Origin of the sequence: Prauserella flavalba (genome assembly GCF_003202235.1) — a bacterium.
Taxonomy (GTDB): Bacteria; Actinomycetota; Actinomycetes; order Mycobacteriales; family Pseudonocardiaceae; genus Prauserella_A; species Prauserella_A flavalba.
This window is the reverse complement of record NZ_MASU01000014.1, coordinates 231,464-243,178: the sequence shown is the minus strand read 5'-3', so window position 1 is coordinate 243,178 and position 11,715 is coordinate 231,464. Positions and strand designations below refer to the sequence as shown.

Genomic DNA, 11,715 nt, shown 5'->3' with positions numbered 1-11,715 from the left:
GTGACCTCCTCGTCACGGCACAGGGGGAGTGCTGGGCGACACAGTAGGAGTGCGCACCGAAATGCCGGAATCGTCAGCGGACCAACCGGCGCGTGATGCGACGAACGGCAGACGAACGGCGGGCGGTCCACGACGAGTGGCCCAGATCACGTGCGACGGCGGAGCGGTCGGCGAACGGTGACGGGCGGTGCTCGTGCAGGTGCAGCCTGAGCATGGCGGCGGTGGACCACGGCGGCGGCCTGCCGAACAAGGACACCACGATCATGGTCGCGAACGCCAGCGGCACCGACCACGGCGCGGGCTGCACGAGCAGGATCGCCAGCCAGCCGTCGACGGGCGGGCCGGACACGGTGAGCAGGAACGCGCCCGCCGTCGCGACGAGGCCTACCGCGACCCCGGCGATGGCGCCGGGCGCGGTAAGTCTCCGCCACCAGATGCCGAGCACGAGCAGCGGGCAGAAGGTCGAGGCGGCGACCGTGAAGCCCCAGGTCACGAGCGTGCCCGCGTCGAAGCGCGCCGCGGGAAGCGCGAGCAGCACCACCGTCACGGCGGCGCCCACCACGGCGACGCGCAGCTGCCGCAGCCCGCCGGGTACGAGGTCGTGGGAGATCGCCCCGGAGACCACGAGTAGCAGGCCGAGCGACGTCGCGAGGAACGCCGCGAACGCGCCCGCCGTGAGCAGCCCCGTGAACAGGGTGCCCGCCGAGCCGTCGTCGACCTGGGCGGGCAATGCGACCACCGCGCTGTCGGTCGCCCCCGACAGGTACAGGTGCGGCACGAGCACCCTGCCCAGCACGCCGTAGATGCCGGGGAACAGGTAGAACACGCTGAGCAGAGCCACGGTGAGCGCCGCGGTGCGCCGTGCCGCCCGCCCGTCCGGGCTCGTGTGGAACCGCATGATCACGTGCGGAAGGCCCATCGTGCCGAGCATCGTCGCGATCAGCACCGCCCACGTGCCGAGCAGCGGGTAGCCCTCGTCGTGGAGGTCGAGCAGCGGGCGTTCCCAGCCCGGCGCGCCCGGGGCGGCCTCGCCGCGCAGCTCGGGGACGGGGCTGCCGTCCTCGAACACCACGGTGCTGCCCGCGGGCACCTGCCATTCGCCGGGCGGGACGGGCCGCGTGCCGCCGTCCGGCTCCACCACCAGCGCACCGTCCGGCACGTCGAGCGTGGCGCCGACCCGGAACACGATCTCCGTGTCGTGGTCGAAGTGCGTGAACTCGACGGGGTGGACGGCCTCGTCCCGCACGCCGGGTCCCGCTTGCACGAGCAGCCAGATCGCGGGAACGATGAACAGCAGCAGCTTGAACACGAACTGGAACGCCTGCACGTAGGTCGCCGCGCGCATGCCGCCGAGCGCGAGTGTCGCGCTCACCGCCGCACCCGAGATCGCCACCCCGACCCAGTAGGGCGTGCCGCTGACGACGCTGAGCACGAGCCCCGCCGTGCGGAACTGCGGCACGAGGTAGAGGGCGCCGATCACCAGCACCACCACGGCGGCGAGCCTGCGCAGCGACGGCGACGCCAGCCGCGCCTCGGCGAAGTCGGGCACCGTCAGCGCACCCGAGCGGCGCATCGGCGCCGCCACGAGCGCGAGCATCGCGATGTAGCCGGCGGTGAAGCCGACGGGGTACCACAGCGAGCCGACGCCGTCCTTGACGACGAGCCCCGCGACGCCGAGGAACGACGCCGCCGACAGGTACTCGCCCGAGACGGCGGCGGAGTTGAGCAACGGCGAGACGCGCCGGGACGCCACGAGAAAGTCCGATGTGGTCCGCATCGCGGCCACTCCGCGCAGTCCGATGAGGAGGGTCACCAGCACGACGGGAGCGACCGCGAACGCGACGATCATTCGTCCTCCGCGCGCTCCGCGCGGCGCAGGTGCCAGAAGCCCAGCGCGACCATCGCGGGGAACGGCACGAGCACCGGGGCGAGCCACGCCAGCGGGATGCCGAACACGCGCACGTCCACCAGCTGCGGCCACAGGGCGAGCAACAGCGGCAGCCCGAAGATCAGCGTCAGCAGCAGCCCGAGCGCGAGCGCCGCACCGCGCAGCTGCACGCGGTACAGCGCGACCGCCTTGGGTGCCTCCGCGGGGTCGAGCGTCGTGGGGCGCCAGCGGCCGCGATAACGGCGGCGCGCGTGGGCCAGCCGCGTCTGCGGACTGGTGACGGTGACCCTGCGGCCGGTCATGGCTGCCCCGCGCTCACGTCTGCTGTTCGAGCTCGCCGCGCTGGGCCGCCCGCAGCAGCCGCTCGCGCAGCTCCCGCGCATGCCGCCTGCTCACCGGGACGTCGCCGAGCTCGGTGTGGGCCAGCAGGCCGCCCACGGAATCGCTGCGCAGCTCCCGCACGGCCCCGAGCGCGACGAGGAAGCCGCGGTGCGTGCGCACGAACCCGGCGCTCTCCCAGTACTCCTCCAGCCGCGAGATCGGCATCCGCACCAGGTGCACCCCGGAGCGGGAGTGCAGGCGCACGTAGTCGCCGTGGGCCTCCACGAACAGCACGTCGCGGCGGCGGACGTAGCGGGTTCGCCCACCCGACTCGACGGGCAGCGCCGCCATCGCGTCGGGCGGGGTGTGGTTGCGCGGGGGCTCCTCGGCGGGCGCCATGCGCGTGACGCGGGCCAGTGCCTCGGCCAGCCGCTCCGCCCGCACCGGTTTCAGCAGGTAGTCCACCGCGCCGATGCCGAACGCGGCCACCGCGTGCTCGTCGAACGCGGTCACGAACACGATCACCGGCGGCTCGGCGAGCTTGCGCAGCAGCGAGCCGAGCTCGAGCCCGTCGAGCCCGGGCATGGAGATGTCGAGGAACACGGCGTCGAACTGGCCGTTCTGGATGAGTTTGAGCGCGGTGAGCGGTGCGCCGGCGGCCGTGACCTCGGCGACCTCGGGCGCGTCGCGCAGCAGGCTGCACAGGTCGTCGAGCGCGGCCGGAACGTCGTCGACCGCCAGCACGCGCAGCCCGGCCGGTGTCCCGCTCACGGCATGACCCCCGGCTGGAACCTCGGCACTCGCACGATCACCCTGGTGCCCTCGCCCTGCGCTGTCTCCACGACCAATCCGAACCACGGCCCGTACACGTTACGCAGCCGCCGGTCGACGTTCGCGAGGCCCATGCTGGTCGACGCTCCTTCCCCGGCGAGCAGGGCCCGAGCCTTCTCGGGGTCCATGCCCACTCCGTCGTCCTCGACGCTGATCACGCAGTCCGAGCCCTCGGCCTCGCCGAGCACGTGCACGGTGCCGCCGTCGGACTCGCCCTCGATGCCGTGCCGGACGGCGTTCTCCACGATCGGTTGCAGCACGAGGTAGGGGATCGCCACGGCGAGCACCTCGGGCGCGACCCTGATCTGCACGCGCAGCCGCTCGCCGAGCACGGCGCGCTGCAACGCCAGGTACGTCTCGATCGCGTGGAACTCGTCGGCCACCGTCGTGTACTCGCCGTGGCTGGCGAGGCTGTAGCGGATGTAGTCGGCGAAGTCGAGCATCAGCTCCCGCGAGCGCGCGGGGTCGGGGCGCACGAGGCTCGCGATCACGGTGAGCGCGTTGTAGACGAAGTGGGGCGAGATCTCCGCGCGCAGCGCCCGCAGCTCGGCCTCGGCGGCCTGCTCGGCCGACTCCTCGAGCAGGCTCCGCTCCAGCGCCGCGACCAGCACGCCCGCCACCTCGCGCAGGGCCGACATCCTGGCTGTGCCCGCGACCACGAGCACCCCGGCGAGCTCGTCGTGGACCATCAGCGGCTCGGCCACGACCTCGGCCCTGCGGCAGCGGCTCTCGGTGTGCAGCACCTCGTCGACCATCGCGGCCGTGTCGACGTCCCTCGGCAGCGTTCCCGCGACCACGAGGTCGGCGGAGAGGTCGGCGAGCCCCACACCGTCGGCGGCCAGCAGCCGCCGGATGCCCTTGGCCGCCGCCCGCACGCGTGGTCCGGACAGGCCGTCGGCGAGGTCGTCCGCGACGTGCCTCGCCGTCTCGAGGATCGCGGCGGGATCGCGCAGGCGTCGCGACCAGAGGGGTCCCCTGCCAGGTCCCTCCTCGGCAGGCACCGACATGCACGCTCCCACCCTCGTCGACGGGTACGCCGAATCTAACGGCACACGTCGCACGGCGGGAGGGGCAGGTGCGCGGGATGGTGACAAATCGGGTAAACACCCCGTCACAGGGGTGTCCAGCGAGCCGCGGGAAGCCCATAATGGTCTTGGTGATGCCGGTATGGCACTGCACGACGAAGAGCAGAAACAGCTCGAAGAGATCGAGCGCCGCCTGGCCGAGGACGATCCCCGGCTCGCGCAGCGGCTCGAGAAGCTGCGCCCACTCGGCTTGTCCAGGATCGGCCTCGCCATCCTGCTGATGCTCGTGCTCTTCGTGAGCGGGCTCGCCACGATCGCGATCGGAGCGGAGATCTCCTCACCCGTGCTGGGGGTTCTCGGCGTCGTACTGGCCGTGGGACTTCCCACAGCGATCATCTGGCGGCTCTGGTTGCGAAAGCTCAGGTAGGGGTGGCTTCCTAGACTGGGCCGGGTGAGCTCCTCTTCGACTTCCGCGCGCCCTCGCCTCTTCCGTCGTTCGTCCTGGCCCGAGCGCAAGCGGATAGCCGACATCCTCCGGCAGGAGACCGTCGGCGGGATGCTCCTGCTCGTGGGTGCGGTGGTTGCGCTGGTGTGGGCCAACTCGCCCTGGTCGGACGCCTACAACTCGCTGCGGGAGCTCACCTTCGGGCCCGCCGCGCTGCACCTGGACCTCACGGCCTCGGAGTGGGCGGCGGACGGGCTGCTCGCGATCTTCTTCTTCGTCGTGGGCCTGGAGCTCAAACGCGAGTTCGTGGCGGGCGATCTCCGGGATCCGCGCCGCGCGGCCGTGCCCGTGGTAGCGGCGCTCGGCGGTGTCGTGCTGCCCGCGGTCATCTACGTGCTCGTCAACTGGGGCGACACGTCGGCACTGCGCGGCTGGGCCATCCCCACCGCCACCGACATCGCGTTCGCCGTGGCCGTACTCGCCGTGATCGGCCGCTTCCTGCCCTCGGCGCTGCGCACGTTCCTGCTCACCCTCGCCGTGGTCGACGACCTCGTGGCGATCCTGATCATCGCGCTGTTCTACACCGAGGAGCTCTCGCTCCTGCCGCTGCTGCTGTTCGTGCTGCCGGTCGCGGTGTTCGCCGTGCTGGTGCAGCGGCGCGTGCGCTCGTGGTGGCTGCTGCTTCCGCTGGCCGTCACCGCGTGGGCGTTGCTGCACGCCTCCGGGGTGCACGCCACGGTCGCGGGTGTGGTGCTCGGCTTCACCGTGCCCGCGCTGACCCGCAAGGGCGAGACCGTGGGCTTGGCGGAGCGGTTCGAGCACCGCTGGCGGCCGGTGTCGGCCGGTGTCGCCGTGCCGCTCTTCGCGTTCATGGCGGCGGGCGTGACCGTAGGCGGGCTCGACGGGCTGGGCACCGCGTTCGGCGACCGCGTGGCGATCGGCATCATGGCCGGGCTCGTGCTCGGCAAGGCGATCGGCATTCTCGGCTCCACCTATCTGATGGCGCGGTTCACCAGGGCCGAGCTCGACGACGACCTCGCGTGGGTCGACGTGTTCGGCATGGCCGTGCTGGGCGGCATCGGGTTCACCGTGGCCCTGCTGGTCGGCGACCTCGCCTTCGGCGCGGGCACCGAGCGGGACGAGCACGTGAAGCTCGCGATCCTCACCGGCTCGCTGGTGGCCGCGCTGATCGCCACGGTGATCCTGCGCGTGCGCAATCGTGTGTACCGCCGCATCCACGAGGAGGAGAACCGCGACGAGAACGCCGACGGCATCCCCGACATCCACCAGACCGGCGAGGAAGCCGACGAGCCGAACCCCGAGCCCGAGCGTTCCCGCCCGCAGTGAAGGCCACCTTCCCTGCGGTGAACGCAGGGAAGGTGGCCTTCACTGCGGTGGATCAGCCCGTGAGGTCGTAGACGGTCTGGCCGCCGACGGTGGTGGCCTCGAAGTTGGCGGCCACCCACTCCGCGATCTCGCTCGACCCGCCGCCGGGGCCGCGCAGCATGCCGCCGTCCTCGACGTAGTAGCCGATCTCGCCGTCGGCGACAGAGGTCTGGAACTCCGCCAGCGTCGGTGCGGGGTCGCCGCCGCTCCAGCCGCCGATGCCGATCACCGCCTTGCCGCTCGCGAGCGACAGGCTCGCCGCCGACTGGGCGCTGGGCGTCGCCGCGGCCCAGCGCGTCGTGGTCCGTTCCAGCAGCGCCGCCAGCTCGGTGTTCGTGCTCGCCTCGCCGTCGGGGCCGCCCCGCATGCCGCTGGTCACGGGGCCGGACGCGGGGATCGAGCCGGTGTGCGCCCGCGCCGCGGTCGCCCCGGTGTAGGCGACGGTCCCCAGCCCCAGCGTCAGCACCACGGCGACGGCCAGCGCGGAGGCCGGCCTGCGGAACTCGGTGGCGCCCGCGAGCAGTGCCGTGGTCCCGAGCAGGCCCAGCACGAGGATCGCCCAGCGCAGCACCGGCACGAAGTCGGGTGTGCGGTCGAGGAGGATGAACGTCCACACCGCGGTCACGCCCACCATCGAGGCCAGCACCGCTCGCGCGGAGGCGTTGTGCCTGCCCTGCCACAGCGCGTGGCCCGAGATCGCGACCGAAGCGGCGACGGCGGGTGCGAGCGCCACGGCGTAGTACGGGTGCATCGTGCCGCTCATGTAGCTGAACACCAGCCCGGTGACGAGCAGCCAGCCGCCCCACAGCACCAGCGACATGCGGGTGCGGTCGGTTCCGGGCGCGCGGCGCGTGAACCACCAACCCGCGACGAGCCCGATCAGCGCGGCGGGCAGCAGCCACGAGATCTCGGTGCCGAAGCTGTCGCCGAACATGCGCAGCAGGCCCGTGTCGCCGCCGAAGCCGGTCATGCCGCCACCGTCGCCGCCTCCGCCACCCATGTTGCCCTCGGCGCCGAAGATCCGGCCGAGGCCGTTGTAGCCCAGAGCCAGCTCCAGCAGGCTGTCGCCCTCGGAGCCGCCGATGTAGGGTCGCGAGCCCGACGGCCACAGCTCGACGAGCGCGACGAACCACCCCGCCGACAGCACCACGGCCGCCGCCGCGCCGAGCAGGTGCAGCAGCCGCCTCCCGGTCGACGTCGGCGCGGCGAGCAGGTAGGCCAGCGCGAACGCGGGCAGCACGAGGAACGCCTGCAGCATCTTCGTGAGGAAGCCGAAGCCGATCGCGACCCCGGCGAGTAGCAGCCAGCGCGGGCTCGCCTTCTCCACGGCCCGCACCACGCAATAGGCGCCCGCGACGAGCAGCAGCGTCAGCAGCGCGTCCGGGTTGTTGTAACGGAACATCAGCGCCGCGACCGGGGTGAACGCGAACGCAGCCCCTGCGAGCAGCCCCGCCGCGGGCCCGGACACGCGCCGCACCGTGAGGTAGAGCAGCCCCACCGCGGCCACGCCCATGAGCGCCTGCGGGGCGAGCACGGTCCAGCTGGAGAAGCCGAAGACCCGCGCCACCGCCGTGGTGACCCACAGCGACGCGGGCGGCTTGTCGACGGTGAGCACGTTGCCGGAATCGAGCGAGCCGAACAACCACGCCTTCCAGTCCTGCGTTCCCGACTGGACGGCGGCGGCGTAGTAGCCGTTGCCGAAGCCGGAGGCGGACAGGTTCCACAGGTACAGCACGGCGGTGACCGCGAGCAGCGCGAGCACGCTCGGGCGCACCCAGCGCGGCGGGCCCTGAGCGGGTGCGGTGTGGGGTGCCGGTGTGGCGAGAACGGTGGTCATGGGCGGTCGTCTCCCGGTGAGGGCCAGGACTGGCGGCGCGGGTGGAAGACCCAGCCGCGCAGGAGCAGGAAGCGCAGGACGGTGGCCGCGAGGTTGGCGCCGACGAGCACGGCCAGCTCCAGCGCGACGCCCGGCGCCGTGAGTGCGTGCAGCAGCGCCAGCGAGCCGCTCGTGAGCGCGAGGCCCAGCCCGAAGACGACGAGGCCCTCGAACTGGTGCCTGCCCGCTCCGCGCGTGCCGCGGATGCCGAACGTGAGCCGCCGGTTCGCGGTCGTGTTGCCGACGGCGGTCACCAGCAGCGCGAGCAGGTTCGCCGGCTGCGCGCTCATGCCGAGCCGCAGCAGCAGGAACAGCAGCAGGTAGGCGAGCGTGCTGGCGACGCCGACCGCCGCGAACCGCACGAGCTGGGTCGGCAGGCTCACCGGCACTCCCGGGGTGTCCACGCGGATGGGGCCCCGGCCGAGCTGGTCGCGCAGCCTGCTGACGGGCACGGCGCCGGTGGCGGTCGCGCGGGTCAGCCGGGCGATGCCCCTCAGGTCGGCGATCGCCGTGGCGAGGATGTCCACCCGCGAGTCGGGATCGTCGACCCAGTCGACGGGCACCTCGTGAATGCGCAGTCCCGCCCGCTGCGCCAGCACGAGCAGCTCGGTGTCGAAGAACCACGCGGGGTCGTGCACGCGGGGCAACAGTCGCCTGGCGACGTCGGCGCGGATGGCCTTGAAGCCGCACTGGGCGTCGGTGAAGCGGGCGGCGAGTGTGCCGCGCAGCAGCAGGTTGTAGCAGCGGGAGATCAGCTCGCGCTTGGGTCCGCGCACCACGCGGGCGCCCCGCGCGAGGCGGCTGCCGATGGCGAGGTCCGAGTGCCCGGAGATGAGCGGCGCCACGAGCGGTGGGAGTGCCGCGAGGTCGGTGGAGAGGTCCACCTCCATGTAGGCGAGCACGGCGGCGTCCGAAGTGGACCACGCGGTCCGCAGCGCGCGGCCCCGGCCCTGCTCGGCCAGGTACACCACGGTGACCTCGGCCAGCTCGTCCGCCAGCCGCCGCGCGACGGCGAGCGTGGAGTCGGTGCTCGCGTTGTCGGCGATCGTGATGCGGAACCCGTAGGGGAACTTCGTGGTCAGGTGCGCGTGGAGCCGTCTGATGCACGGTTCGAGGCCAGCCTCCTCGTTGTACACGGGGATCACGACATCGAGCACGGTCTCGATGCCGACGGTGTCGATCGGGAGCGGCTCCCGTGGGCGGGGCGTCGTGACGGTCATGTGCGCCACCGTCGGGCGCCGGGCTGTGCCGGCCATGTGTCCCGCCTGTGCGCCGGCTGTGGACCTCGCGGCACAGCGACCGCGGAGCGAGCCCACAGCCGGGGCACAGGGTCCGCGCCGACCGTGGTGGTCACATGACGAACACACACGGCAGGCACAGCAGGGCTGGGGGACAGGTCGCTGACCGCCGGAAGCGAGGACGGCTGCACGAAGACGTACCCGGTCGACGTGAACGACGCCGCCACCGCGCTCGACGGCATCGACACCGGTGACACCGTCACGGTCGTGGCCACCGCGTCGGGTGACACGGCGACCGCGGAGTTGGTGACCGAGGGGCGGCAGCAGGCGGGTCCGGGCCAGGGCGGGCCCGCCCAGGACGGGGTGCCGGCGCGCCGCGACGACGACGGCGGCTCGCCCTCGGAGGAGTGAGCGGGCAGCGAGCGCGGACCCGTGCTCGTCCAGCTGGCTCACTGGCCTAGACTCGGACTTCGGTCCCCTCCTGACCTGCGGTCGGTGGACCGATCCAGATACCAAACTGTCCCGGCTAGGAGAAAACGTTGAAGAGCACCGTCGAGCAGCTGAGCCCGACGCGCGTGAAGATCAATGTCGAGGTGCCGTTCGACGAGCTCAAACCGAACTTCGACCGCGCCTACCGCAAGATCGCTCAGCAGGTCCGGATTCCCGGCTTCCGGCCCGGCAAGGCCCCGGCCCGCGTTCTCGAGAGCCGGATCGGCCGTGCCCCGGTGCTCGACGAGGTCGTCAACGAGGCCATCCCGGCGAAGTACCTGGAGGCCATCCGGACCGGTGAGGTCCGCACCCTCGGGCAGCCCGACTTCGAGGTGACCAAGCTCGAGGACCGCGAGGTCCTGGAGTTCAGCGCCGAGGTCGACGTGCGTCCCGAGATCACCCTTCCCGACCTCGCCGACCTCGAGGTGAGCGTGGCCGACGTCGAGCTCGAGGACTCGGAGGTCGACGAGCAGCTCGACGAGCTGCGCGCACGCTTCGGCACCCTCACCGGTGTCGAGCGGCCCGCGGAGAACGGCGACTTCGTCTCCATCGACCTCTCGGCGACCGTCGACGGCGAGGAGGTGCCGGACGCGTCCACGTCCGGGCTGTCCTACGAGATCGGCTCCGGCCAGCTCGTCGACGGCATTGACGAGGCGATCATCGGCGCGAACGCGGGCGAGACCAAGACGTTCACCACCAAGCTGGTGGCCGGCGAGCACGCGGGCAAGGACGCCGAGGTCACCGTCAAGGTCAACTCGATCAAGCAGCGCGAGCTGCCCGAGGCCGACGACGAGTTCGCCCAGCTCGCCAGCGAGTTTGACACGCTCGACGAGCTCAAGGACGACCTGCGCGAGCGGCTCGGCCGCATGAAGAAGATGCAGCAGGGTGTCGAGGCGAGGGACAAGGTCCTCGACGCGCTGCTGGAGCGGGTCGAGGTGCCGCTCCCGGAGAAGGTCCTCGAGGCCGAGATCTCCAACCGCAAGCACGACGCGATCCACCCCTTCGACCACGACGAGGACGCCTTCAAGGCCTCGCTCGAGGCGCAGGGCGGCAACCCCGAGGAGTGGGAGAACGAGGTCCGCACCGAGGCCGAGAAGTCGGTGCGCACCCAGCTCCTGCTGGACACCATCGCGGACGAGAAGAACGTCCAGGTGAACGACTCGGAGCTGACCGAGCGGATCATCTACCAGGCCCAGCGCTTCGGCGTCAGCCCGGACGAGTACGTCCAGCGTGCCCAGCAGTCGGGCCAGCTCGGCGCGATCTTCGCCGACGTGCGGCGCGGCAAGGCGCTCGCGTCGGTCGTGCGCGGTGCGACGGTCACCGACGCGTCGGGTGCCGCCATTGACCTCGAGGAGCTGTTCGGCCCCGAGGAGCAGGCGGAGGCAGCGGCCGAGGACGCCGGCGAGCAGCCGGAGACCGAGGCCGGTGAGACCGGGGTCACGGAGGAGGCGGCCGCGACCCCGAACAAGTGACCCATTCTCATGCTCTGAGCGAACTCGGGCGGTGTCAGGCATTCGGCGCCGCCCGAGTTCGTTAGGGTCGGTTGCAAGATCTGAGACTTCTGAAAAGGCAGGCAGACGTGACGCAGCACATGCCAGAGGGGCGTACCAGCACCGCGGGGCTCAACCTGACCGACTCGGTGTACGAGCGGCTGCTGCAGGAGCGCATCGTGGTGCTCGGGTCCGAGGTCAATGACGAGGTCGCGAACCGCATCACCGCGCAGCTGCTGCTGCTCGCCGCCGAGGACTCCCAGTCGGACATCCGCTTCTACATCAACTCGCCGGGCGGCTCCGTGACCGCCGGCTTCGCCATCTACGACACGATGCAGCTCATCGAGCCGGACGTGGCGACCTACGCGATGGGCATGGCGGCCTCGATGGGCCAGTTCCTCCTGTCCTCGGGCACTCCCGGCAAGCGCTACGCGCTGCAGCACGCCCGCATCCTCATGCACCAGCCGTCGGCGGGCGTCGGCGGCACGGCGTCCGACATCGCCATCCAGGCCGAGGTGTTCGGCAAGTGGAAGCAGGAGCTGGCGCGGATCACCGCGGACCAGACGGGCCAGAGCGTGGAGCAGATCCTCAAGGACGGTGACCGCGACCGCTGGTTCACCGCCGAGGAGGCCAAGGACTACGGCTTCGTCGACCAGGTGCTGACCCGCGAGAACCCGCACCCGAACACGAACTCGAACTGACCGGGCCGGTAGGAGGAGAAAGACC

The 11,715-nt window shown here is 71.8% G+C and carries 11 protein-coding genes; 5 read left to right on the top strand and 6 right to left on the bottom strand.

From position 1 onward, the window contains the following. Positions 1 to 73: 73 nt before the first annotated feature. From BA062_RS32065 to BA062_RS32050, 4 genes are read right to left on the bottom strand one after another with little or no spacing between them, the layout of a single operon-like run. Positions 74 to 1,849 carry a sodium/solute symporter gene (locus BA062_RS32065; RefSeq protein WP_110342867.1) on the bottom strand — a complete coding sequence of 592 codons (1,776 nt, stop codon included), beginning with the start codon at positions 1,847 to 1,849 and terminating at the stop codon, positions 74 to 76. Next, entirely contained in the window at positions 1,846 to 2,190 is a 345-nt protein-coding gene (locus BA062_RS32060; RefSeq protein WP_110342866.1) for a hypothetical protein, read from the bottom strand. The genes BA062_RS32065 and BA062_RS32060 overlap by 4 nt, the downstream gene beginning before the upstream one ends. Positions 2,191 to 2,203: 13 nt before the next feature. Continuing rightward, positions 2,204 to 2,980 (bottom strand): LytR/AlgR family response regulator transcription factor, encoded by a 777-nt coding sequence (locus BA062_RS32055; RefSeq protein WP_110342865.1) that lies wholly within the window; start codon positions 2,978 to 2,980, stop codon positions 2,204 to 2,206. Then, entirely contained in the window at positions 2,977 to 4,047 is a 1,071-nt protein-coding gene (locus tag BA062_RS32050) for a sensor histidine kinase (RefSeq protein ID WP_110342864.1), read from the bottom strand. The genes BA062_RS32055 and BA062_RS32050 overlap by 4 nt, the downstream gene beginning before the upstream one ends. A 160-nt stretch (positions 4,048 to 4,207) precedes the next feature. Between BA062_RS32050 and BA062_RS32045 the strand changes: the two genes are divergently transcribed. Together BA062_RS32045 and nhaA are read left to right on the top strand one after the other, a co-directional pair. Continuing rightward, positions 4,208 to 4,492 carry a DUF3040 domain-containing protein gene (locus tag BA062_RS32045; RefSeq protein ID WP_110342863.1) on the top strand — a complete coding sequence of 95 codons (285 nt, stop codon included), beginning with the start codon at positions 4,208 to 4,210 and terminating at the stop codon, positions 4,490 to 4,492. A 24-nt stretch (positions 4,493 to 4,516) separates the two neighbouring features. Next, positions 4,517 to 5,857 carry a Na+/H+ antiporter NhaA gene (gene nhaA / locus BA062_RS32040; RefSeq protein WP_110342862.1) on the top strand — a complete coding sequence of 447 codons (1,341 nt, stop codon included), beginning with the start codon at positions 4,517 to 4,519 and terminating at the stop codon, positions 5,855 to 5,857. Positions 5,858 to 5,909: 52 nt separating this feature from the next. Here the strand turns inward: nhaA and BA062_RS32035 are convergent, their stop codons facing one another. Both BA062_RS32035 and BA062_RS32030 read right to left on the bottom strand, forming a co-directional pair. Next, a complete protein-coding gene (locus BA062_RS32035) occupies positions 5,910 to 7,733 on the bottom strand; it encodes an ArnT family glycosyltransferase (RefSeq protein WP_110342861.1) in 1,824 nt (607 codons plus the stop codon). Beyond that, positions 7,730 to 8,992 (bottom strand): bifunctional glycosyltransferase family 2/GtrA family protein, encoded by a 1,263-nt coding sequence (locus BA062_RS32030; RefSeq protein WP_110342860.1) that lies wholly within the window; start codon positions 8,990 to 8,992, stop codon positions 7,730 to 7,732. Before BA062_RS32030 ends, BA062_RS32035 begins: the two co-directional genes overlap by 4 nt. Before the next feature lie 228 nt (positions 8,993 to 9,220). Between BA062_RS32030 and BA062_RS32025 the strand changes: the two genes are divergently transcribed. The 3 genes from BA062_RS32025 (at position 9,221) to BA062_RS32015 (ending at position 11,690) form a co-directional block, all read left to right on the top strand. Next, a complete protein-coding gene (locus BA062_RS32025; protein ID WP_110342859.1) occupies positions 9,221 to 9,421 on the top strand; it encodes a hypothetical protein in 201 nt (66 codons plus the stop codon). A gap of 128 nt (positions 9,422 to 9,549) precedes the next feature. Continuing rightward, the gene (gene tig / locus BA062_RS32020; protein ID WP_110342858.1) at positions 9,550 to 10,971 is read left to right on the top strand and encodes a trigger factor; all 1,422 of its coding nucleotides are present in this window, start codon (positions 9,550 to 9,552) and stop codon (positions 10,969 to 10,971) included. Positions 10,972 to 11,090: 119 nt separating this feature from the next. After that, positions 11,091 to 11,690 (top strand): ClpP family protease, encoded by a 600-nt coding sequence (locus BA062_RS32015; protein ID WP_110342857.1) that lies wholly within the window; start codon positions 11,091 to 11,093, stop codon positions 11,688 to 11,690. The last annotated feature ends 25 nt before the right edge of the window (positions 11,691 to 11,715 follow it).